The sequence below is a fragment of the Mucilaginibacter sp. SMC90 genome (assembly GCF_022811725.1).
Taxonomy (GTDB): domain Bacteria; phylum Bacteroidota; class Bacteroidia; order Sphingobacteriales; family Sphingobacteriaceae; genus Mucilaginibacter.
The window spans coordinates 889,096-911,196 of the sequence record NZ_CP094527.1; the positions used below are offsets into that span (position 1 = coordinate 889,096).

The following is a 22,101-nucleotide window of genomic DNA, read 5'->3' on the forward strand; positions in this document are numbered from 1 at the left end:
TAATTTAATAGAATCATAGTATAACGTTATCATAAAATGGAGTTAGTATTACCTGATTGGGGTTTAGTTGTCTGGACAACAGTCACATTTTTGTTTTTGCTTATTTTATTAAGGGCATTTGCCTGGAAACCTATCATGGCCGCTATTGGCGAGCGTGAGCGTTCAATTGAAGATGCTTTATTGAAAGCTGAAGCTGCTAAGGATGAAATGAGCCGTTTAACCAATGAAAACGAAGCATTGATTAAACAAGCCCGTGCCGAGCGCGATCTGATCCTGTCTGAAGCCCGCAAAGCTAAAGAGCAAATAGTATCTGATGCTAAAGAGCTTGCACACAAAGAAGGTGCACGTATGATTGAGCTTGCCCGTGTTGAAATTAACAATCAGAAAGCTATTGCTTTGGCTGATGTTAAAAACCAGGTAGCTACGTTATCTTTAGAAATTGCTGAGAAGATCCTTCGCAAGCAATTTGAAGATCAGCAGCAGCAAGACGAATTGGTTAGCCAATTATTGAAAGAAGTGAAGTTATAAGATTTCGGATCTGGGATGTTGGATTTCGGATTTATTCCGGTATCTACTGAACAATTTAAACACCGAAATTCAAAATAAAAATTCCGAAATCGAAAATTCGAAATTAAAAAGAAATGTCAGAAGTAACAGTAGCATCGAGATACGCCAAATCACTTATCGACCTTGCGCAGGAACAAAACATTGTTGATGCGGTAAAGGCTGATATGGATCTTTTTTTACATACTTTAAAAGGAAGTTCTGAACTGGCCGCTGTTTTGGCTAACCCTATTATTTCACAAGCTAAAAAGATCAGTATTCTTGAAGCAGTGTTTAATAATAAGGTAACTAAAGTAAGCATCTTGTTCTTTAAGCTGATGATAAACAAAGGCCGTGGCGGTGTTTTGTATTTTACTGCCCAGGAGTACATCAACCTTTTCAACGTTAAAAGGAACATTACTAAAGCTAAAGTTACATCAGCTACAACATTATCTGACACCAATAAAAAGACATTGGTAGATGAATTACAGAAAGCTATCGGTGGTACAGTTGTGTTGGATACTAAAGTAGATCCTGCATTAATTGGTGGATTTGTGCTTAATGTAGGTGACAGGCAGGTTGATACCAGCATTGCTGCAAGCCTTAAGAAGATGAAAAAAGAATTTGCTGAAAAAGCATAATTAATTAAGTATTAAAAGTAAAACTCTAAATAAATTTTAAACAATGGTAGAGGTAAGACCAGACGAAGTATCAGCAATTTTGCGTCAGCAGTTGGCCGGCTTCAAGTCAGAATCTGAATTAGAAGAAGTGGGTACTGTACTCCAGGTGGGTGACGGTATCGCACGCGTTTATGGATTAACTAAAGTACAGTCGGGCGAGTTGGTTGAATTTGGCACTGGATTGCAAGGCATCGTACTTAACCTTGAAGAAGATAACGTGGGTGTGGTATTGTTAGGTAAATCTGACGATATTAAAGAAGGTGATACCGTTAAACGTACCAACAGGATTGCATCAATTAACGTAGGCGAAGGTATGCTTGGCCGTGTTGTTGATACTTTGGGTGCACCTATCGATGGTAAAGGACCAATCTCCGGTCAAACTTACGAGATGCCGCTTGAGCGTAAAGCTCCGGGTGTAATCTACCGTCAGCCGGTAACCGAGCCATTACAAACTGGTATCAAAGCTATCGACGCGATGATCCCTATCGGCCGTGGCCAGCGTGAGTTGGTTATCGGTGACCGTCAAACCGGTAAAACTGCGGTTTGTATCGATACTATCATCAACCAAAAAGAATTTTACGATGCAGGTAAACCTGTAATCTGTATATATGTAGCCTGCGGACAAAAAGCATCAACTGTTGCTAACATCGTTCGTACGCTTGAAGAGAACGGCGCTATGCCTTACTCAATCATCGTTGCTGCAAACGCATCTGATTCTGCAACCATGCAGTTCTTTGCTCCGTTTGCAGGTGCTGCAATCGGCGAGTACTTCCGTGATACAGGCCGTCCGGCTTTGATCATCTATGATGACTTGTCGAAACAAGCTGTTGCTTACCGTGAGGTATCGTTGTTATTACGTCGCCCACCGGGCCGTGAGGCTTATCCTGGTGACGTGTTTTACCTGCACAGCCGTTTATTAGAGCGTGCCGCTAAGATCAACTCAAATGATTCTATCGCACAGCAAATGAATGACCTTCCTGAGTCTATCAAAGGCATCGTTAAAGGCGGTGGTTCATTAACAGCGCTTCCGATCATCGAAACACAGGCTGGTGACGTATCTGCATACATCCCAACCAACGTAATTTCAATTACTGACGGTCAGATCTTCCTTGAATCCAATTTGTTTAACGCAGGTGTTCGTCCGGCTATCAACGTAGGTATTTCTGTATCACGTGTAGGTGGTAACGCGCAGATCAAATCAATGAAGAAAGTTGCCGGTACTTTGAAACTTGACCAGGCACAGTTCCGTGAGCTTGAGGCTTTCTCAAAATTCGGTTCTGACCTTGATGCTTCAACTAAAAACGTGCTTGACAAAGGTATCCGTAACGTAGAGATCCTTAAACAAGGTCAATACTCACCGGTAACTGTTGAAAAACAAGTTGCTATCATTTACCTGGGTACTAAAAACTTAATGCGTAACGTACCTGTAAACAAGGTAAGGGAATTTGAAGCTGAATTTACCGACCAGTTAGAAGCTCGTCACCCGGAAGTTTTAGCTGCCCTTAAAGCAGGTAAATTTGACGACCAGCTTACCGGCGTACTGGAAACAGTAGCTAAAGAACTGTCAGCAAGGTATTAATATTAGATTTGAGATGTTAGATGTGAGATATGAGACCTGTCTCTTCCACATCTGACATCTTTATATAAATTAGATAAACAGATTGAAGGTACAGATATGAGATTATCTCAAATCTCATATCTCAAATCTCACATCTCAATAAAGAATGGCTAATTTAAAAGAAGTAAGAAACAGGATCAAATCTGTATCATCAACCCAGCAGATCACCAAGGCTATGAAAATGGTTTCGGCTGCTAAGTTGAAACGTGCTACCAACGCTATTATTCAGCTGCGTCCTTACGCAAGTAAGTTGAAGGACCTCCTGGCTAACTTATCTGCAAGTTTGGAGGATAACACTTCTCCTTATCTTCAGGAGCGTGAGCCGGTACGTGTATTGGTAGTTGTGGTATCATCAAACCGTGGTTTGGCTGGTGCATTTAACGCTAACGTTATTAAAACAGCTAACAACCTGATTGCTGAAAAATATTCAAAGCAGCTTGCTGCCGGTAATGTTTCAATAGTTGCTATCGGTAAAAAAAGCCAGGAGTTTTATCAAAGGCGTAAGTACAACGTAATTGGTAACAATAACGACCTGTACCTTGACCTGAACTTTGAAAATGCTTCAAAAATTACTGAAAGTATTATGCAAGGCTTTGTTAACGGCGACTATGACCGTGTAGAGCTGGTGTATAACCACTTCCGTAACGCTGCGGTACAATACCTTATCACTGAGCAATTATTACCAGTGCCAAAACCTGAGAAAAAGGAAGAGGCTAAAACTGCTAACGTTGATTACATCCTTGAGCCGTCACAACAGGAAATAGTTGAGCAATTGATACCTAAAAATATCAAGATCCAACTTTACCGCGCTGTATTGGATTCAAATGCATCTGAACATGGTGCCCGTATGACAGCGATGGATAAAGCAACCGAAAATGCCGGTGAGCTTTTGAAATCATTGAAGCTTTCATACAACCAGGCCCGCCAGGCAGCCATCACTACCGAGCTTACCGAGATCGTGAGCGGTGCGGCAGCCCTTTCAGGCGGTAACTAAGTTTAAAATACTTTTATATAGAAAAGGCTTTCCGGAAGGAGAGCCTTTTTTGTTGGTGTCTGAACCATGATTTACTGGATTAAAGGATTTTTGGGATTTACTTTTCGGTTTTTATATTGGTCGAATACTGGTCGAAGTTTAGCGATAGCGTAACTTCGACCTAAAATGGCGCAAGCATTCTGCTTGCGAAACCAATAACCTAAATCTATATTCGTATCAAATGGGGGCCCAAATATACTTTTCACGAGCACCAGTAAACGAGTCGTAATAGGCTTAAATGATGGAAGAGATCAAATTAAAAAAGGTAATATTAAATTTAAGTATTTTGGTGTTTGCAATATCTCTCACGCAGGAATGCTATTGTACTTCAGATTCTTGTGGCAATTCGGCCATGGCATTGATCGTGGGACCATTGGGACTTTGTTTTGGAGGCGCAGGTTTTAGCTGGTTGGCAAATCCTTTCTTATTTATTGCGTGGTTTTCTTTTAGGAAGAAACCGTTAAATGCGGTTATTACCAGTGTGATATCGGTAGCTTTAATGCTTTCATTTTTATTTTTTAAACAGATAATCTCAGATGAGGCAGGGAATTACTCCGCAATAGTTGGTTATAAGCTGGGATATTGGCTATGGGTGTTAAGTGGAGGAATAATGCTTGTTGGTAGTATATTAATCTTGTATAGGCCGGAGGGTAACAATAACATATGAAAATTATACTAACCAATTGGATAACATAATATATGAAAATTATACTAACCAATTGGATAACTCTACGGTCTGGTCGAAGTTTAGCGTAGCGTAACTTCGTCCTAAAATGGCGCAAGCATTCTGCTTGCGAAACCAAATACCTAAATCTATATTCGTATTCATGGGCCGCAAATACACCTTTCACGAACACGATCAACTTTATTTTGTAAGCTTTGCTACTGTAAACTGGATAGACGTTTTTGTGAGGCGAGTTTACTGTGATATAATTGTCGACAGCCTTAAGTATTGTATCGAAAATAAAGGGTTGGAATTGTACGCCTGGTGCATCATGTCGAGCCATGTGCATTTGATCATCAGCACCGAAAAAGGTAACTTATCAGATATCCTACGTGATTTGAAAAGACATACATCCAAAACAATTCTAAAAGCCATCGCAGAGAACATTCAGGAAAGTAGACGTGAATGGCTATTATGGATGTTTGAACGCGCAGGAAAACGCAATGCAAACAATGAGCAATATCAGTTTTGGCAGCAAAATAATCACCCTATAGAATTGTCAACCCACCAAATGCTAATACAACGATTGGATTATTTGCATAATAATCCGGTCGAGTCAGGAGCAGTAGATTATCCTCCAAATTACTTATACAGCAGCGCGAAGGATTATTATTTGGATGAAAATGGACTGTTGCCTGTTATTCGTTTAAGCTGAAAGCTTAAGTCATTTTAGGACGAAGTTACGCTATCGCTAAACTTCGACCAGTGAAGGAAAACAATCGTGTTTTCCACGACATAAATAAATAAAAGAGGTGGCGGCTATCTATTATAAAACAATAAGGTCAACTTCGGCATTGATCTCGTTTGTGGGTGTTACTTTATCCCAGATATGCACTTTTACATGGTAGGTTTGGCCCGAAGCCATAGGGCGGCCAACGGTTATAGTTCCCTGCAATTCGGTGGCTTGCGCCGGCGGATAGCCTTCAGTCCCTTCAAATAAGTCGGCCGCATTAAGCATGGATTTTCCGTTTTTATCGGTAACCAATAGCGAGAGGCCCGGATAAGCCTTGCCATCCTTCAGCCCATAATTTTCAACACCAAGTGCCGCTATGGCAATTTTGGTGTTAAGCTGCACCTTATTACTGGTTAATTTATTACCTCCCGCGTCTACCAGTATCGCATCCTGAACACCAAATCCTTTATAACTTAGTTTTAAACCAGTAATAAGATCTGTTTTAACTCCCCGGCTAAAGTTGCAGCCAGGCAGTATAATACAGCATAGCATTACTGATGCTATTAAAATTGAATATAATTTTGAGGTTTTCATGGTTCAGGATTATTGAGGTGTTAGCTTCTTCTGTTTGTATCAACAAATAAACAAAAATAGCTAATAGATTTATTTATAGTTTGTTCCATTTTCTTTTGATTTTGTTGCATACAGAATCGCCTGCCTCAGGATTTGGGAATCGGCAGGATTTTAATGCTTGCAATATTTTTCAAATCAATCAAAAATCCGGGAATCAAATAATCCCAAAATCAATCAGCGAAATCAACGCAATCATAACAAAAATCAACGGTCAGGGTTACCTCTTGCCTGTCTTTGGTATCAATGTATACCAAAGAAAATTAAACAGTTATGAAAACAAAATTATTCCTGGCGTTGCTGGCGGGCGTATTGCTGCTGGGCGCATGTAAAGGCTCAAATTATGAAGCCATCCGAGATGATAAGGCTGCATCAAATACTGATGCTGCGTTGGCCAATGCAGATAGTACCTCGGCCGAAAGCACTGCCACCAAACTGGTAAAAACCGCCGATATGCGTTTTAAGGTTAAAAACGTTCGGCAAACGGGCGATGCTATTGCCGCACTCACTGCAAAAATGAACGGAATGGTAATGCATCACCAGATGCAGGCCAATATTGAAAGGAGCGAAGATATCCGTATTAGTAAGGACTCGGTTAACCGGGTTTCGGCTTTTAGTACCACTGCCGATATGACCGTGCGCGTACCTTCAGACAAACTGGAAGACTACATGACCGAAGTAGGGCATATGGGTACGTATGTCACCATGCGTAAAATGGATATTGAAGACCGTACGCTGGATTACTTGTCCGAAAAATTAAAACTCAAGAACCGGCAGGAGCTGGTCGCTCAGCAAAAACAAGGCAAGGTGATCATCAAAAACCCGGTTAACGTAATGTTGCTGAAAGATGACATGGTTGACCAGCAAATTGGCGGCATGCGTACCGATGCCGAAGTTAAATACAGCACCGTAACCCTGAGCTTTTATCAAAGCAATACTATTGTACAGGAAACAATAGCCAATGATGACCCTTCGGCTTATCAATTGCCTTTTTTTAAGCGTTTGACCATAGCTATGAACAATGGCTGGAGCTTGTTTATTGAGCTTATGCTGGGTGTGGCCAATATCTGGGTATTTATTATGCTGTTGGTGGTTTTATGGATGTTGTACCGTTATTACAGGCGTAAACACCCGGTATGGTTTGCCAGCGGCATAAAATCATAAAAACTTTGTCGCTTTTTCGGTAAACATTTCTATTTTTGCGCAAACATTAAAAATCGGTACCATGGAATCAATGGAAAATGCTAACGCAGAAGGTCATTACAAATTATTAACTGTAGCTATTGTTATCGGTATAGTAGGCGTGTTCCTGCGTTTTGCCGGCGATGCCAACACTGGCTTCATGTACACTTCTATTTCAAATGTTATTATGATCATTGGTATCCTGATCGCTTTGAAATGTGTTTTCGCAATCATGAAGTAACAAACCTGTAACAGGGAAATGATATAAAAAAAGCGCTTTCAATTTGAAGGCGCTTTTTTTGTGCTTGTTACTTGGGGTGATAGCCCGATTGGTTCAGGATTTTTTGGGCGTCTTTATCGGCCATCAGTTGCGGCAGGGTAACGTCAGAGTGCTTATCCATGTATTTCTTTACTATTTGCCAACCGGTCCAAACGGCAAGTTTTGGGGCCGATTCATTTTTTTCACCAAAACCCGGGGTAAAAGGTGCTTCAGTAAGGTACTTCTGAATTTTCTGGTAATCCGTTTCATACAGTAAGTTTTCCTGTAAAAAATACCCCCATATTTTACCTTCAAATTCATTACACCATTTTAGTTGCGCGGTGGTGTAGCGGATCTTAGTGCTATCTGCCATATCAGGCAGCACCCTATCCATAAAATACATGATCTTGCCGTTGTAGATCATTTTATTAAGCAGGGCTTTGTCATTATCATCTTCCGGGAACATGTCTTCTCGTGCAATGCCCTCAACAACCCTCGGCGTAATGTTGTCGGGAGTAAACCACCTGGAAAGATAATGTGGAAAAGCATTGGTAAGTGAAGGGTAAAAACGAGAATCTGCACCCAGGAAAAGATCTATACCCACACCAAAATAGCCATCGCCAATGGTGGTTTGCGCCTGGAAGCCAGAAATATAGGCATATACACGCGGCAGGCGTTTTTGCGGGTAGTAATATTTAATGTATTTAAAAGCTTCGGTAAGGCTGGCATTTTGCTGATCCATATTAGGGAAGGCGGCATCAGCATCGTGCTTTAGGTCATTATAGGCTTTGCCTGTAAATACCTGCTGCAATGCTTTAAAATAGGTGGTATCCCCGGTACTGCCAACCTGTAAAATACGTTCAATAAAATCAGGGTAAAAGCTGCCGTATTGTTTTTGTAGATATGCCGACTGTAATGCCATAGGCTTATTACGCATAGCGTCAAAATCATGGTCGAACCGTTCAATTTTAACGTTGACGTTGATATTGCTCACATCAACTTTTTTGTTGTGCGTACAGGCGCTTAATATCAGGCCGATGGAAAAAATTAAGTAAATTTGCTTTGCTATATACCGGGTAGGGTTCATCTTTATCCTTTAAGGCAAAAGTAATTTTATTTGCATAATGTTGCTACTATTGTTAAGTCAATAGTCAACAGTCTGTAGTCTTGGGTCGCGAGTCGTATTTTTTGACTTTAGACTAAAGGCTTCTGACTTAAGACTAAATATATATACTATGAAAATCGCGTTAGCACAGCTCAACTATCACGTAGGTAATTTTGAATCGAATACCCAAAAAATCATCGATCATATTATAAAGGCAAAAAACCATGGTGCCGACCTCGTTGTATTCGCCGAATTATGTGTTTGCGGCTATCCTTCGCGCGATTTTTTGGAATTTGATGAATTTATTGGTTTGTGCGACGAGGCCGCCAAAAAGATAGCCGAAGTATGCATAGATGTGGCCTGTATTATAGGCCTGCCAACCCCTAACCATAAAACTGAGGGTAAAGACCTGAGTAATTCGGCCTATTTTATTGAGAATGGTGAAGTAAAGGCGGTAGTGAACAAAGCCTTGCTGCCTAATTACGATGTGTTTGATGAGTATCGTTATTTTGAGCCTTCAACGGAGTTTAACTGTATCGAGTTTAAGGGCAAGCGTATTGCGCTCACCATTTGTGAGGACCTGTGGAACACTATCGAAAACCCGTTGTATGTTACCCGCCCAATGGATACCCTTATTCATCAGAAGCCGCATGTAATGATCAATATAGCGGCATCGCCTTTTGCTTATAATCATGATGAGGAGCGTATTGAGATACTGAGTGATAATGCCAGCCGTTACAAGCTGCCTTTATTGTACGTTAATCACGTAGGTGCCCAAACCGAGCTGATATTTGATGGTGGTTCGTTAGTGTTTGATAACACCGGTAAGCTGGTTGACGAAATGCCTTATTTTGAGGAAAGCTTAGCTTACTACACGCTTAATGACGATAATACCTTAACGTTTGATCATCCTACAACCATAAAGGCTGAGCGCCCGGGTGATATCGAGCAGATCCACCAGGCGGTTATTCTTGGTATTCGTGATTATTTTTATAAATCAGGTTTTAAGCAGGCAATTTTAGGCTTGTCGGGCGGGATTGATTCGGCTGTAGTGTGTGCTTTGGCTGCTGAAGCGCTTGGGCCGCAAAATGTGATGGCTGTATTGCTGCCTTCTCGTTTCTCGACAGATCATTCATTGAAAGATGCGCAGGATTTGGTTGATAACCTTGGCTGTAAGCACGAAATAGTACCTATTAAAAGCATTACCGAGGCATTTGAAACAGCATTAAACCCGCAGTTTGATGGTTTGCCGTTCAATATCGCCGAAGAGAACATCCAGTCGCGCAGCAGGGCTGTTTTGTTAATGGCAATGTGCAATAAATTCGGCTATATTTTATTAAACACCAGTAACAAGAGCGAGGCCGCAGTTGGCTATGGCACTTTGTATGGTGACATGTGCGGCGGTATCTCGGTTATTGGCGATGTTTACAAAACCCAGGTATTTGAGCTTGCCCGATACATTAACCGGGATAAGGAGATCATCCCTATAAACTCTATCGTTAAACCACCATCAGCCGAGTTAAGGCCTGATCAAAAGGATACCGACTCGTTGCCCGAATATGATGTGCTGGACAAGATCCTGGCCGAGTATATTGAAAACAGATGCTCATCGGCAGAAATCATCAGGATGGGGTATGATGAAGCAACTGTTCGACGGGTTATAAAGCTCACCAATTCGGCCGAGCATAAGCGTTATCAAACGCCGCCTATCTTAAGAGTATCGCCCAAGGCATTTGGCATGGGGCGCAGAATGCCAATTGTGGGCAAATACCTGTCGTAACGGCTAATTTTTTCACTCTTTAATTGTCAAGTTTACGAATGTTGTAAAGCAAAGCCTGTTTTGTTTTAGTTAAGGTTGATTTTTCTTAAAATTGCCTATCTTTCAAACCAATGATCAAACTTTACACAATTGTTTCTTTCGGCTTTTTGCTGTTTTTTGCAGCGGGCGGTGCTATGGCTCAGCAACCTTTAATAAGTGAAAAAAGCCGGGTGCAGCTTAATGATATCTCGCAGCAATCGCTCTCAAACTATAAGGCATCGCATGAAAGGGCGGTATCATTGGCTGCCACACACGGATGGACATTATCCCGCCGTACAAGAAATGGTAACCTGATCACCTTGCAGGGCGTTAATAAATTAGGCTTTCCTATATATCTTATAACACATAATAATACAACAGCAGCAGCCACCACGGGCACAAATACTTTGCAGCCAGGCGGATCATTAGGTTTAAATTTATCAGGTTCATCTGATTTTTTGACTAATAAGCTGGCCATATGGGATGGCGGCGCGGTATATAAGGCACACCAGGAGTTTGCAGGCAAAACCATCACCTTAAAAACTACCGAACCGGTAAATGACCATTCATCGCACGTAGCTGGTACTATGATAGCCAAAGGTATTTACGCGCCGGCTAAGGGGATGTCATTTGGGGCAACTTCCCTTCAGTCATATGATTTTAATAATGATGAAGCCACAATGAGTGCTGCGGCGGCCAATCTTCTATTGTCAAATCACTCATATGGGGTAGTAACGGGCTGGGATTATAATGATTCGGCCGGGCGTTGGGAGTGGTATGGCCTACCCGGCGACACGGTAGATTATAACTTTGGTTTCTATGATACTAAAACAGCCAATTGGGATAAGATAGCATATACAGCGCCATATTATCTAATTGTTGAATCGGCAGGAAATGAGCGTTCAAGTAACGGCCCGGCAGTCGGCGAAACCTACTATGGTTATAAAAGCAGAACCGATCAAACATTTGTTAACAAAGGGGCCCGGCCGGCCGGGATCAGCAATAACGACGGCTACGATATTATAAGCACCAGCGGCAATGCAAAAAACATACTTACCGTAGGTGCCGTTTATCCGCTTTTATATGGGCCTAAAGAGCGTAGTGACGTAGCCATAGCCCCTTTTAGCAGCTGGGGGCCAACGGATGATGGTCGTATCAAGCCCGATATTGTGGGCGACGGTGTAAATGTGCTTTCGGTAGGTGTTGATAACAGCACATCATACCTTACTTTGTCTGGTACCTCAATGGCTGCCCCTAATGTTACCGGCTCGCTTTATTTACTGCAGGAGTATTATGCCAAGCAAAACGGAGGGACATTTATGAGGGCGGCCACGTTGAAAGGGCTGGTTTGCCATACTGCTTTTGATGCAGGTAATGTTGGCCCCGATTATGTGTATGGCTGGGGCCTGCTCAATATGGCCGAAGCCGCACAGGCATTGACCGATAATGGAGGCAAAAGTATAGTAAGCGAAAAAACACTTTCACAAGGACAGGTACAAACTTATAATGTAGTAGCATCCGGTAACCGCTTACTTGCTGCTACCATATCGTGGACCGATCCGCAAGGTACGGCAACATCAGAAGGTACTATCAACAACCGCACCCCTAAATTGGTGAATGATCTTGATATCCGGGTAAGCGATGGTTCAACAACTTTTACGCCATGGGTACTTGACCCTGACAGGCCTGGTTTTGCTGCTACTAATGGAGATAATATCCGTGATAATATCGAACAGGTATATATTCCTAATTCAGTGCCGGGGCGAAGTTATACTATTACTGTATCACATAAAGGATCCCTGTCTACAGGTTCGCAGGCTTATTCGCTTATTGTTACCGGTGTTGGCGGTACTACTTACTGCGCCTCGGCCCCGCTGTCAGATGCCGATTCAAGAGTGGATAATTTAAAGCTGGCAAATGTTGATAATACCCCGGCAGCAGGCTGCAAAAGTTATTCGGACTATACTAATCTTACCGTTCGGCTTGAACAAGCTAAAACATATCCGCTCAGCATTACACTCGGTACTTGCGGCGGTAATTTTAATAAAGCTGCAAAAGTATTTATAGACTGGAATGCCAATGGTGTTTTTGAAGATAATGAACTGGTGGCAACAACAGGGATCATTAACGGAACCGATACATATAATACAAACATTACGGTACCGGGAACGGTTGTTGCCGGTGCTTACAGCCTGATGCGGGTTGTACTTACTGAAACCGGCGACGCATCGGCCATTAAAGCCTGTGGAAGCTATGATAAAGGCGAAACCCAGGATTACCGGGTGCAATTTTTACAAACCAGTATTGATGCAGGCGTCATTGGTATCGTTAGTCCGGGTAGCAGTGGTTCATGCTCGGCAAGCACACCGGTTACCGTAAGAATTAAAAACTTTGGTAATGCGGCTATTAATAATATCCCTATAACCGTTACAATTACCGATGCAAATAATGTCACCACCACTTATAATGAAACCTATAAGTCGTCATTGCCTGCATTGGCCGAAGATAATTTTACTTTCAGCCAGGAATTTAACGCCATTGCGGGGGCATCTTATACAATTACCGCAACCAGTAAACTTACCGGCGATCCGGTTAGCGGCAATAATTCGGTAACAGCCAAAGTAGTGATCAATTCGCCTGCAACCATCGGCGATCTGACTGCTTATTATTGCTCATCTACCAAACAGTACGAGTTATTTGGAACCGGCGATGGTACCGTTTTATGGTATCAGAATGCTGCTGATGACTTACCTATTGCTGCCGGGAGCGAAGCCCTGACAACACAGGCACCGGTTAACAATACTTACTACGCAGGTGTTAATGATTTTAAAGGCACAATAGGGCCAGCTACTAAAAGTGTGTTTACGGCTGGTGGTTATAATCAGTTTACGCCATACGTAACCGTAAATACCAAGGTGCCTGTATTAATTAAAAGCGCACGTCTTTACATTGGTAATTCTGGTAAAATAACATTTAATGTATCCAACGCTAACGGGCAGATAGTATCTACTGCTACAATAAACGCTGTTGCAACCCGTACTACGCCTTTGGCCGGTGCACAGCCCGATGACCCTAACGATCAGGGACGGGTTTATGAACTCAACCTGTCATTACCGGCTGCAGGCGATTACCAGATCTCAATTGATTTTGCCGACCAGGCTACCATATACCGGAGCAATGGCGGCGTAACCGGATATCCGTTTACAATAGGTGATATATTCAGTATTACCGGTAACAGCGCTACCGCAACTAATGGTGATACCGAGGGCTATAAAGACTACTATTATTATTTTTATGATATGAAGGTGCAAAGCCTGGGTTGCGCATCTGCCGCCCGTAAAGCGGTAACTTTAAGTAAACCGGTTGTTACCCAGGCCGGTAATACGCTTAAATCAAATTTTACTGATGGTAACCAATGGCTGCTAAATGGCACTGTAATAAGCGGAGCTACCGCGGCAACTTTTGATCCTGTACAAAGCGGGAAATACCAGGTGCAGGTTACTTTAGCAAATGGTTGTGTAACACAATCAGATAACTTTTTTTATGCTAAAGAAGGCGTTACAGGCAGTAAAGGCGAAATTGGATTAAGTGCATTTCCAGTGCCGGCAAGTACCGATTTAAATGTGGTATTTGCTGTTAAAGAGGCTACTACCATGAAACTGTCGCTCGTGAATTCATTGGGCGAAAGTGTTTATCAAAGTAATCAGCAAAATATTGATCAGGGGCCTTACAGTACCATTTTGAATGTGAGCAGGCAAACACCGGGAATCTATATATTGAAAGTTTTGCTGGGGCAGAAGATCTATTCACAAAAAGTTATCATCACCCGTTAGGCAGGTGATGATAGCTTTTTTATTTTTTTTAGAAAGTGTATTTTACACCCAAACCTGGGGCGATATCAAAAAATGGCCCTCTTGCCAGCTCAAGCCGTGGGTTAAGGTCAAGACTAATAGCAATAGGGGCCGAAGGCAGTACATATTCTAAACCGATAACTGCATCGGCACCTATCAGGATATGTTTACCATTATAGTATTCGTCGTCGCCGCCAAAACGTTTGTAATAGCCACTGCCTACCGAACCAAGGTGACCACCAAAGCCATAGTAAAAGCTCAGTTTATCAACGTTAAAGGCTTGCTGGTTTAATTCATATAAACCAGTTAACACCGCACCATGATCGCGGATGCCCAAAATACCTTCAAGTGCTGTGCCTTTATCCATAAAGTATTTAACAGAAGGGCCTATTTCGTATGCACCAAATTTTAAACCTACTGCAGTTTTATAATCCTGGGCTTGTGAGTTTTTGCTAATAAATAAAAGGGAAACGGAAAGGAATAAAAGGTACGTTAGTTTTTTCATGCAGATAAATTTAATGATTGACAATATTGTAGCTGTAACAAAAAAGTGACCAGCTTGTTTAGCCTTATTTTAAGCTTTTTTATTTCATGCAAATAAACGGCAGAATTACCTTTTTATGTTACCCGTATGTTAAAAACATTGAAATTTGGTTTGTATCTAATTGGTTATAAGGGTAAAAGAATGGATTCGGATTGTTAAATTTTGCGGTATAATGAATTAAATTAGTGAAAATTAAATTGTTATAATGGCTGTGACATATCTTAATGCAAATAATCCGAAATGCCTGATCCTGTTTTTATCTGCAATGTTTTTTGCTTTGGCAGGATGTGCACCGGGGCAGCTCGGACTTAACAACAGCGGTCAGTACCGTAACGGAATGGTGGTTTGTGCATATCCCGATGCAGCACAGGTAGGGCTTGATATTTTAAAAAAAGGAGGCGACGCGGTTGATGCCGCCGTTGCAGTACAGTTTGCTTTAACGGTTACCTTGCCCGAGGCCGGCAACATAGGCGGCGGCGGTTTTATGGTTTACCGCTCGGCCAATGGGCAAACAAATACATTGGATTTTAGGGAAAAAGGCCCGGCCGCTGCCAGCGCCAACATGTACCTTGATTCGGCCGGTAATGTGATACCTGATATGAGCTTATATACCCATAAGGCATCGGGCATTCCGGGCTCGGTTGACGGTATGGTTGAAGCTCACAAAAAGTATGGCAGACTGAAATGGGCCGATTTGGTTGAGCCTGCCATTAAGCTTGCCCGTAACGGTTTTAAAATAACTCAACATTTAGCTAACGATCTTAATCATGCCGCCGAACAGTTTAAAAAGTTAAATCCGGGTAAAAGTTATTTGATAAAGGATACAGAATGGAAAGCGGGTGATTTACTGGTACAGGAGGATCTGGCGAAAACATTTGAACAGATCCGCGATAAAGGCCGTGATGGTTTTTATGACGGACCGGTTGCCGATTTATTGGTTGCCGAAATGAAACAAGGCAATGGCCTCATTACTAAAGCCGATCTGAAGAATTATCACGCCGTTTGGCGTAATGCGCTTGTTGGTAACTATAAAGATTACAAGATCATCACCATGCCGCCGCCCTCAAGTGGTGGTATAGCTTTATTGCAGTTATTGAAATCAGTTGAGCCTTATCCGCTTAAGCGATGGGGCTATAATCAGGATTCTACCATGCGGCTTATGGTAGAGGCCGAGCGCCGGGTATACGCAGACCGCTCCAAGTATCTTGGCGATCCTGATTTTTATAAAGTGCCGGTTGATAGCTTGCTCAAGCCTGCGTATATCACATCACGTATGAAAAACTTTAGCTGGGATGCTGCAACGCCAAGTGCCAGCATTAAGCCGGGATCATTTATTGGCTACGAAAGTGACCAAACTACGCACTACTCTATTGTCGACCGGGACGGCAATGCAGTATCTGTTACCACTACATTAAACGATACTTTTGGCTCGAAGATATTTGTGGCCGGGGCGGGCTTTTTGCTCAACAACGAAATGGATGATTTTAGTTCAAAACCCGGCGTGCCAAATATGTATGGACTTATCGGCGGCAAAGCCAATAGCATCCAGCCGGGCAAGCGGATGTTATCGTCCATGACCCCCACAATTGTTGAAAAGGGAGGCAAACTGTTTATGGTAGTAGGTACTCCCGGCGGTTCAACAATTATTACCTCTGTTTTTCAAACTATAATTAATGTAATTGAATTTAATCAGAATATGCAACAGGCCGTTGTTTCAAAACGTTTTCATAGTCAATGGCTGCCCGATGAGGTAACCATTGAACAGAACGGTGTTGATAGCGCTACAGTTAGCAAACTCCAAAGCAAAGGATATAAAATTGTAACCACCAAATCTATTGGCAGGGTAGATGCAATCCTTAAAACACAATGGGGTTACTACGAAGGCGGAGCCGACCCGCGAGGGGATGATACTAAGATGGGGTGGTAGGTTAGTTCACTGGTTCATTAGTTCATTGGTGTTCGGCGTAAATGTACCAGCATAATTTTTAGCCATGAAGTACCAATGAACTAATGAACCAGTGAACAAATGAACAAACCCCTTGCGTAATCAATAAGCATTTCTTACGTTTGGTATGCATGCATAATAATGTAAAACACCAGGAAACTATTGACTATTTTATAAAAATAGTATGGCAAACTATGGCTAACCGGTACAACCAGTTGGTTACAGAATTTGGCTTTACACAATCAATAGGATACCTGCTTATTAATATTGACGAAAAAGAGGGTACCACCGTATCACAGGCGGCTGCCTTGCTGGGGCTTAAATCAACCAGTTTATCGCGCATGCTTAGTCAGCTGGAAACTACGGGGCTAATTTATCGGGAAAGTAACGAGGGGGATAAGCGTTCGGTTAAAATATATCTTACGCCACTTGGTAAAGAAAAACGGCACCAGGCCCGCGTAATAGTAAGACAGTTTAATAATTACCTGGATGCCAACATTAGCGAAGCGGATAAATTACATCTTATAGAAACCCTTAAAAAGCTAAATAAGCTTACGGTTAATTATAAGCCGTAAAACTGGCTGGTATTATCAAAGCAAACTTATCTTGCCCCCTGAGCTCTGTTTAAATGCAAGCCGCCATCAACTATTTGAGTTGTCCCTGTAATATAGCTTGCATCGTCAGATGCCAAAAAAACAGCTGCTTTCGCTACATCCAGGGCCGTTCCGGATATTTTTGCCGGAATACGTTGTTCAAGATCTTTTCGATAGTCGATATCATCAACCGCCCTTTGGTTCATTTGGGTAAGGATCATACCTGGAGCTATGTTGTTTACCGTGATCTGCTTATCAGCCAATTCCATTGCTAATGAATGGCTTAGGCCTTTAATAGCCGATTTAGAGGCGCAATAATCAGTTTTGCCAGGACTTACAACTTCTTCATGAATGGATGTGATATTAATAATCCGGCCATGACCGCCCTGTTGTAACCGATGTTTGACAAAATTTTGGCAGCATAGGAAAATGCTGAATAAGTTTGTTCGCATGGTATGCTCAAATTCTTCAAAGCTGAGCTGATGAATATATTTGTCGACACTTCTGATACCGGCACTATTTACTAATATATCTATCCTCGGAAAGTATTGAAGAATAGTGTTGTATAATAATTGTACCGATTGAGGGTTACTTACATCGCATTGAATAAATAAGCCGCTGCGTCCGGCTTGTTTGATCTTTGATAAGGTAACCTGAGCTGCCGCTTCATCATTTAAATAAGTAATAATGACATCAGCACCATTAAGGGCAAATTCGGTGGCAATACCCCGACCTATTCCAGATTCACCTCCGGTAACCAAAGCGATTTTATTATCAAGATTCCTCATCATTATTTATCTAAAGTTCAGATCACTAATATAACGTTATCGATAGATAATGGCATTTAAACAAGCGGTAGCTTGCCCTCAAAGCCCCACCAAAAATGCAATGTTTAACATAAAAACAAACGGCTATCTTTTTAAAACAAATTCTAAACAGGTTGTACTATCAACGATAAAGGAAAACCTTCTCAATGCTGCCATGTAACAAATGCACTTGTTCTGCCACACTTTTACTTACAATTGAACGTTTTACCTTCAAAATATGCCTTAAGTGGGGTTTTAAACGGTGCCTGCTTTTTATTAATTGTTAAAAAGTGTTAAGCTGCCGTTTTTCTATTTTAAAAGAATAAATTTGCCTTTTGAATTGATGAACAGAATACTGATAGTTTTATTGCTTTTAGGCGTTATTACAGGCGGTTGCGTAAAATCATCTGTTAGCCCTTTGGTACAATATAATAAGCAAAAAGAAATTGATAGTACTATCATAGCCGATTACCTTACTGCTAATAGTGGTTTGAATGCTAAACGGATTGACACAACAGGGGTATACTATATAGTGAACAACGGTGAAGGGGGGACAGGAAATGTACTTTATACCAACTCAACCCAGGTTACGGTTGGCTTTACGGGCAAGATACTAACATCGGGTTTTGTATTTGCCCAAACAGACCAGTTTCACCCAACGTACGTATTGGGTAACGTAATAAAAGGCTGGCAATTAGGTATCCCACAGATAAAACCGGGAGGTAAAGTGCGCTTGCTGATCCCATCGCGTTATGCTTATGGGCCATATGCGCAGGATTCGATACATTTGCCGGCAAATTCGGTACTTGATTTTCAAATTCAGCTATATAACGTAACCAATTAATAAAGCCTGATAAAACGGATAGAATAGGCCAGTAAAGCAAAAGCTTTTGGCGGTTAAAAAAGACAAATTATAATAAATGAAACAAACAATTTTTACGCTCTTAGTACTTATCTCTATAGGCTTTATGTCGTGCCGGAAAGACAGGAACGATCCGGATATCAAACAATACGATCAAACCCAGATCCAGAATTATATAGCTGCAAATGGCATAACAGATATGCTGCGCGATACAACAGATGGCGATACATCAGGTATTTATTACAAGATCATTTCGCAAGGCCGCGGTACTCCTTTGGATTATTCAGACCAGATTTCATTTGTATTCACCGTTCGTTCGCTCGATGGTAAGTTTATCTCGCTTGACTCGCTTAATGCAAACCATTTTTACGGTTATTTAGGCCATGTGAGCAGCTCACTGCCAAGAGGTTTGCAGATAGCTATCCACAACCTTATAAAGTATAAAGGTACATCGGCAAGGGTTATTGTGCCGTCTCGCCTGGCTTATGGTATTAACGGTTACGGATCGGGCAGTTCAAGTAATGCCAACACCCATATTGCCGGTAACCAAAGTTTGGATTACTATATCAATGTAGTTTCAAACCAGGAGTTGTATGATGATGCCATCATTAGCAATTATATAAAAACGAAAGGCCTTAACGGATTTACTAAAACAGCAGACGGGGTGTACGTAAAAGTAGCTACGCCAGGTACAGGCGTAGACCTTATCAATATTGACTCTTATATCACAAATACCTATTCGGGTAAGTTTTTAAATGATGTTGTGTTTGACAGCACCTCTTTACAAGGCGCTACCTCATCATCTTTTACGGTAAGTGACCTGGTTAAGGGTGTACAGGAAGGTTTAACAGGACAAACGGCGGGCGCTGCTGTATCTATAATAACACCTTCAAGATTTGGTTATGGCACTGCGGGCAGTGGCACATCGATATCTGCAAACGTTGTACTTTATTTTGACTTTACAATAGCTACCGTTAGTAATTAACATACTTATTTAGCCAGCGCTTTTTTAAATGCTGCTAAACATCTGTCGCGCGCCTTGCCGTGATCAATAATGGGTTTTGGATACCTGCTGAAGTCAGCATATTCCGGAACCCATTTTTTTATGTATTTAAGTTCCGGGTCAAACTTTTTAGTTTGCGCTTCGGGATTAAAGATCCTGAAATATGGTGCAGCATCGGTACCTGAACCTGCTGCCCATTGCCAGCCGCCAACATTGCTTGCCATTTCATAGTCCAGGAGTTTGCGGGCAAAATATCGCTCGCCCCAACGCCAGTCAATCAGGAGGTCCTTACTTAAAAAGCTGGCCACTATCATGCGCACGCGGTTGTGCATAAAACCGGTTGTATTTAACTCGCGCATACCTGCATCAATAATCGGGAAACCGGTTTCACCTTTACACCAGGCCTCAAACTGTTTTTCATCGTTTATCCAATGAATGCGGTCGTACTCAGGCCTGAAGGCATGATCCATTGTGTGCGGAAAATGGTGGAGTATCATCATATAAAATTCACGCCATATCAATTCATTGAGCCAGGTTTTGTCGTGGTAACCATGTGCTGTAGCTGCCAGCTCACGAATGCTCACCGTGCCAAAACGCAAATGCATGCCAATATGCGATGTGCCTTTAACAGCCGGAAAATCGCGCTGCTCTTTGTAATCTTTAATTACACTTTCATAGCCTTTATCGGGCAGGGGCATAGCGCTTTTTTCAAAGCCCATTTCTTTTAATGCAGGTATTAATGGTGCAGTGGTTTTATATAGGTTTTTAAGGTATTTTTTTGTTGGATAGGCCGTTAAATAAAATGGTTTTAACGTACTGTACCATTTGCGCTGATATGGCGTATAAACGGTGTACGGTTTGCCATCATCTTTAACTACCTCATTCTTTTCAAAAATTACCTGATCTTTATAAGTTTTGAAGGGAATATTATGCTTACTGAGTTTCGCGCGTACATCCTCGTCGCGCTTAGCGGCATAAGGTTCATAATCGTGGTTGGTATAAACTTCGGCAATGTTATATTCTTTAATGAGTTTATCCCAGGCGTGTTCTGCTTTATCATAAAGTACCAGTAAGCTGCCACCATGCTTGTGCAATTGGGAGTTTAGGGCTTCAATAGTTTGGTAAATAAAAGTAACGCGGGCGTCGTCTTTATCTTCCAGTTTGTCCAGTATTTCTTTATCAAAAATAAAAACCGGTAAAACGGGATTGCCGCTTTTGAGGGCATGGTAGAGGCCGGCATTATCATCAAGCCGCAAATCACGGCGGAACCAGAATAAAGTTAAAGGTATTTTATGATCCATAAATTTCATTTAGCGCCGCGTCTATATCGGCGTATTTAAATTTAAAGCCGGCATCCTCAATTTTTTGTGCCGATACTTTGGTACTGCCCAACACTATACTGCTCATTTCGCCCAATAAAAGTTTAAGAACAAAGCCCGGTACATTAGGTGCCCACAAAGGTTTATTTAATTGTTGGGCCACTGCCCGTGTGAGCTGTTTATTGGTAACAGGATTTGGTGCTACCATGTTGTAAACACCACTGAAACTTTTATTTTCGATCCCCAGTAAATACATCTCAACCACATCCCGCCAATGGATCCAGGGTACCCATTGCTTACCGCTGCCAATAGGAGAGCCAACATAAAATTTAATAGGTTTTGCAAGTGTTGGCAATGCTCCGCCATCGTTATCTAATACCACTCCAGTACGAAATTTCAAAGTTCGGATCCCGAGTTTTTCACCTTCATCAACAGCAGCTTCCCATAACACACAGCATTGAGATATAAAATCATTGGTAGGTGCGCTTGTTTCATGCATCAGTTCGTCTCCCCGGTTACTATAATAGCCAATACCCGATGCAGAGATTACCGATGTAACCTGGTGCTGTTTACGTTTCATGAGGTCATATACCAGTTCAATCGATTTTACACGACTATCAACCAGGTCTTTTTTGCGGGCATCGGTCCACCTTTTTTCGGCTATGCCTGAGCCTGCCAGGTGTACTATAGTATCAGCCCCATCAATGCAATGTTCATCAATAATACCTTTGCCGATGTCCCATACAAAGGTTTTTACCTGGGCATCGCTACCCGCCTTACGGCTTAAATGACTTACGGCATACCCTTTAGCTAACAAAGCTTTGGTAAGGTGTCTGCCCAATAATCCAGATCCGCCGGTTAATAGTATACTTCGTGTCATTTTACTTTGTATCATTTTTGCGTTGCAGTCATTATGTCATTTTCACTCATGTA

22 protein-coding genes are annotated in these 22,101 nt (G+C 41.9%); 16 read left to right on the top strand and 6 right to left on the bottom strand.

Features of this window, described 5'->3' with window-relative positions:
* The first annotated feature begins 36 nt into the window (after positions 1-36).
* The 6 genes from atpF (at position 37) to MTO98_RS03985 (ending at position 5,253) form a co-directional block, all read left to right on the top strand.
* A complete protein-coding gene (atpF, locus tag MTO98_RS03960) occupies positions 37-528 on the top strand; it encodes a F0F1 ATP synthase subunit B (protein ID WP_243485330.1) in 492 nt (163 codons plus the stop codon).
* 113 nt (positions 529-641) lie between these two features.
* Positions 642-1,184 carry an ATP synthase F1 subunit delta gene (atpH, locus tag MTO98_RS03965; RefSeq protein WP_243485331.1) on the top strand — a complete coding sequence of 181 codons (543 nt, stop codon included), beginning with the start codon at positions 642-644 and terminating at the stop codon, positions 1,182-1,184.
* Positions 1,185-1,227: 43 nt separating this feature from the next.
* The gene (atpA, locus tag MTO98_RS03970) at positions 1,228-2,802 is read left to right on the top strand and encodes a F0F1 ATP synthase subunit alpha (protein ID WP_243485332.1); all 1,575 of its coding nucleotides are present in this window, start codon (positions 1,228-1,230) and stop codon (positions 2,800-2,802) included.
* Positions 2,803-2,947: 145 nt separating this feature from the next.
* Positions 2,948-3,835: an ATP synthase F1 subunit gamma gene (atpG, locus tag MTO98_RS03975; RefSeq protein WP_243485333.1), complete on the top strand. Its 888-nt coding sequence runs from the start codon at positions 2,948-2,950 to the stop codon at positions 3,833-3,835.
* Positions 3,836-4,112: 277 nt separating this feature from the next.
* A complete protein-coding gene (locus MTO98_RS03980) occupies positions 4,113-4,541 on the top strand; it encodes a hypothetical protein (RefSeq protein WP_243485334.1) in 429 nt (142 codons plus the stop codon).
* Between the two features lie 160 nt (positions 4,542-4,701).
* Positions 4,702-5,253, top strand: coding sequence for a transposase (locus MTO98_RS03985; RefSeq protein WP_243485335.1), 552 nt, complete (start codon positions 4,702-4,704; stop codon positions 5,251-5,253).
* 111 nt (positions 5,254-5,364) lie between these two features.
* Here the strand turns inward: MTO98_RS03985 and MTO98_RS03990 are convergent, their stop codons facing one another.
* Positions 5,365-5,865 (bottom strand): hypothetical protein, encoded by a 501-nt coding sequence (locus MTO98_RS03990; protein ID WP_243485336.1) that lies wholly within the window; start codon positions 5,863-5,865, stop codon positions 5,365-5,367.
* Positions 5,866-5,945: 80 nt separating this feature from the next.
* Between MTO98_RS03990 and MTO98_RS03995 the strand changes: the two genes are divergently transcribed.
* The 3 genes from MTO98_RS03995 to MTO98_RS04005 all read left to right on the top strand — a co-directional run bounded on the left by MTO98_RS03995 (position 5,946) and on the right by MTO98_RS04005 (position 7,324).
* On the top strand, positions 5,946-6,233 hold the full coding sequence (locus MTO98_RS03995) for a hypothetical protein (RefSeq protein WP_243485337.1): 288 nt from the start codon (positions 5,946-5,948) through the stop codon (positions 6,231-6,233).
* Entirely contained in the window at positions 6,175-7,065 is an 891-nt protein-coding gene (locus tag MTO98_RS04000; protein WP_243485338.1) for a DUF4349 domain-containing protein, read from the top strand. The genes MTO98_RS03995 and MTO98_RS04000 overlap by 59 nt, the downstream gene beginning before the upstream one ends.
* A gap of 61 nt (positions 7,066-7,126) precedes the next feature.
* Positions 7,127-7,324: a hypothetical protein gene (locus MTO98_RS04005; RefSeq protein ID WP_243485339.1), complete on the top strand. Its 198-nt coding sequence runs from the start codon at positions 7,127-7,129 to the stop codon at positions 7,322-7,324.
* A gap of 67 nt (positions 7,325-7,391) precedes the next feature.
* Here the strand turns inward: MTO98_RS04005 and gldB are convergent, their stop codons facing one another.
* Entirely contained in the window at positions 7,392-8,429 is a 1,038-nt protein-coding gene (gldB, locus tag MTO98_RS04010) for a gliding motility lipoprotein GldB (protein ID WP_243485340.1), read from the bottom strand.
* 148 nt (positions 8,430-8,577) lie between these two features.
* Here gldB and MTO98_RS04015 point away from each other — a divergent pair, with 148 nt between their 5' ends.
* Both MTO98_RS04015 and MTO98_RS04020 read left to right on the top strand, forming a co-directional pair.
* A complete protein-coding gene (locus MTO98_RS04015; protein WP_243485341.1) occupies positions 8,578-10,227 on the top strand; it encodes an NAD+ synthase in 1,650 nt (549 codons plus the stop codon).
* A 110-nt stretch (positions 10,228-10,337) separates the two neighbouring features.
* Positions 10,338-14,078: a S8 family serine peptidase gene (locus tag MTO98_RS04020; protein ID WP_243485342.1), complete on the top strand. Its 3,741-nt coding sequence runs from the start codon at positions 10,338-10,340 to the stop codon at positions 14,076-14,078.
* A 28-nt stretch (positions 14,079-14,106) separates the two neighbouring features.
* Here the strand turns inward: MTO98_RS04020 and MTO98_RS04025 are convergent, their stop codons facing one another.
* On the bottom strand, positions 14,107-14,601 hold the full coding sequence (locus tag MTO98_RS04025; RefSeq protein WP_243485343.1) for a hypothetical protein: 495 nt from the start codon (positions 14,599-14,601) through the stop codon (positions 14,107-14,109).
* 244 nt (positions 14,602-14,845) lie between these two features.
* On the opposite strand from MTO98_RS04025, the gene ggt reads away from it, so the two are divergent.
* Both ggt and MTO98_RS04035 read left to right on the top strand, forming a co-directional pair.
* Positions 14,846-16,567: a gamma-glutamyltransferase gene (ggt, locus tag MTO98_RS04030; protein ID WP_243485344.1), complete on the top strand. Its 1,722-nt coding sequence runs from the start codon at positions 14,846-14,848 to the stop codon at positions 16,565-16,567.
* 149 nt (positions 16,568-16,716) lie between these two features.
* On the top strand, positions 16,717-17,160 hold the full coding sequence (locus MTO98_RS04035) for a MarR family winged helix-turn-helix transcriptional regulator (RefSeq protein WP_243485345.1): 444 nt from the start codon (positions 16,717-16,719) through the stop codon (positions 17,158-17,160).
* Between the two features lie 26 nt (positions 17,161-17,186).
* Here the strand turns inward: MTO98_RS04035 and MTO98_RS04040 are convergent, their stop codons facing one another.
* The gene (locus tag MTO98_RS04040) at positions 17,187-17,969 is read right to left on the bottom strand and encodes an SDR family NAD(P)-dependent oxidoreductase (RefSeq protein ID WP_243485346.1); all 783 of its coding nucleotides are present in this window, start codon (positions 17,967-17,969) and stop codon (positions 17,187-17,189) included.
* A gap of 46 nt (positions 17,970-18,015) precedes the next feature.
* Between MTO98_RS04040 and MTO98_RS04045 the strand changes: the two genes are divergently transcribed.
* The 3 genes from MTO98_RS04045 (at position 18,016) to MTO98_RS04055 (ending at position 19,831) form a co-directional block, all read left to right on the top strand.
* Positions 18,016-18,165 (top strand): hypothetical protein, encoded by a 150-nt coding sequence (locus tag MTO98_RS04045; protein WP_243485347.1) that lies wholly within the window; start codon positions 18,016-18,018, stop codon positions 18,163-18,165.
* A 162-nt stretch (positions 18,166-18,327) separates the two neighbouring features.
* Positions 18,328-18,828 (top strand): FKBP-type peptidyl-prolyl cis-trans isomerase, encoded by a 501-nt coding sequence (locus MTO98_RS04050; RefSeq protein ID WP_243485348.1) that lies wholly within the window; start codon positions 18,328-18,330, stop codon positions 18,826-18,828.
* Between the two features lie 76 nt (positions 18,829-18,904).
* On the top strand, positions 18,905-19,831 hold the full coding sequence (locus MTO98_RS04055; protein ID WP_243485349.1) for an FKBP-type peptidyl-prolyl cis-trans isomerase: 927 nt from the start codon (positions 18,905-18,907) through the stop codon (positions 19,829-19,831).
* Between the two features lie 5 nt (positions 19,832-19,836).
* Here the strand turns inward: MTO98_RS04055 and MTO98_RS04060 are convergent, their stop codons facing one another.
* Both MTO98_RS04060 and MTO98_RS04065 read right to left on the bottom strand, forming a co-directional pair.
* Entirely contained in the window at positions 19,837-21,150 is a 1,314-nt protein-coding gene (locus tag MTO98_RS04060) for a deoxyribodipyrimidine photo-lyase (protein ID WP_243485350.1), read from the bottom strand.
* Positions 21,140-22,048 (bottom strand): TIGR01777 family oxidoreductase, encoded by a 909-nt coding sequence (locus MTO98_RS04065; RefSeq protein ID WP_243485351.1) that lies wholly within the window; start codon positions 22,046-22,048, stop codon positions 21,140-21,142. Before MTO98_RS04065 ends, MTO98_RS04060 begins: the two co-directional genes overlap by 11 nt.
* Positions 22,049-22,101 lie beyond the last annotated feature (53 nt).

What these genes read in the sequence shown, in the direction of transcription:
- atpF (WP_243485330.1), top strand. Translation starts at nt 37, where the DNA reads ATGGAGTTAGTATTACCTGATTGGGGTTTAGTTGTCTGGACAACAGTC.
- atpH (WP_243485331.1), top strand. Translation starts at nt 642, where the DNA reads ATGTCAGAAGTAACAGTAGCATCGAGATACGCCAAATCACTTATCGAC.
- atpA (WP_243485332.1), top strand. Translation starts at nt 1,228, where the DNA reads ATGGTAGAGGTAAGACCAGACGAAGTATCAGCAATTTTGCGTCAGCAG.
- atpG (WP_243485333.1), top strand. Translation starts at nt 2,948, where the DNA reads ATGGCTAATTTAAAAGAAGTAAGAAACAGGATCAAATCTGTATCATCA.
- MTO98_RS03980 (WP_243485334.1), top strand. Translation starts at nt 4,113, where the DNA reads ATGATGGAAGAGATCAAATTAAAAAAGGTAATATTAAATTTAAGTATT.
- MTO98_RS03985 (WP_243485335.1), top strand. Translation starts at nt 4,702, where the DNA reads ATGGGCCGCAAATACACCTTTCACGAACACGATCAACTTTATTTTGTA.
- MTO98_RS03990 (WP_243485336.1), bottom strand. Translation starts at nt 5,865, where the DNA reads ATGAAAACCTCAAAATTATATTCAATTTTAATAGCATCAGTAATGCTA.
- MTO98_RS04000 (WP_243485338.1), top strand. Translation starts at nt 6,175, where the DNA reads ATGAAAACAAAATTATTCCTGGCGTTGCTGGCGGGCGTATTGCTGCTG.
- MTO98_RS04005 (WP_243485339.1), top strand. Translation starts at nt 7,127, where the DNA reads ATGGAATCAATGGAAAATGCTAACGCAGAAGGTCATTACAAATTATTA.
- gldB (WP_243485340.1), bottom strand. Translation starts at nt 8,429, where the DNA reads ATGAACCCTACCCGGTATATAGCAAAGCAAATTTACTTAATTTTTTCC.
- MTO98_RS04015 (WP_243485341.1), top strand. Translation starts at nt 8,578, where the DNA reads ATGAAAATCGCGTTAGCACAGCTCAACTATCACGTAGGTAATTTTGAA.
- MTO98_RS04020 (WP_243485342.1), top strand. Translation starts at nt 10,338, where the DNA reads ATGATCAAACTTTACACAATTGTTTCTTTCGGCTTTTTGCTGTTTTTT.
- MTO98_RS04025 (WP_243485343.1), bottom strand. Translation starts at nt 14,601, where the DNA reads ATGAAAAAACTAACGTACCTTTTATTCCTTTCCGTTTCCCTTTTATTT.
- ggt (WP_243485344.1), top strand. Translation starts at nt 14,846, where the DNA reads ATGGCTGTGACATATCTTAATGCAAATAATCCGAAATGCCTGATCCTG.
- MTO98_RS04035 (WP_243485345.1), top strand. Translation starts at nt 16,717, where the DNA reads ATGCATAATAATGTAAAACACCAGGAAACTATTGACTATTTTATAAAA.
- MTO98_RS04040 (WP_243485346.1), bottom strand. Translation starts at nt 17,969, where the DNA reads ATGATGAGGAATCTTGATAATAAAATCGCTTTGGTTACCGGAGGTGAA.
- MTO98_RS04045 (WP_243485347.1), top strand. Translation starts at nt 18,016, where the DNA reads ATGGCATTTAAACAAGCGGTAGCTTGCCCTCAAAGCCCCACCAAAAAT.
- MTO98_RS04050 (WP_243485348.1), top strand. Translation starts at nt 18,328, where the DNA reads ATGAACAGAATACTGATAGTTTTATTGCTTTTAGGCGTTATTACAGGC.
- MTO98_RS04055 (WP_243485349.1), top strand. Translation starts at nt 18,905, where the DNA reads ATGAAACAAACAATTTTTACGCTCTTAGTACTTATCTCTATAGGCTTT.
- MTO98_RS04060 (WP_243485350.1), bottom strand. Translation starts at nt 21,150, where the DNA reads ATGGATCATAAAATACCTTTAACTTTATTCTGGTTCCGCCGTGATTTG.
- MTO98_RS04065 (WP_243485351.1), bottom strand. Translation starts at nt 22,048, where the DNA reads ATGACACGAAGTATACTATTAACCGGCGGATCTGGATTATTGGGCAGA.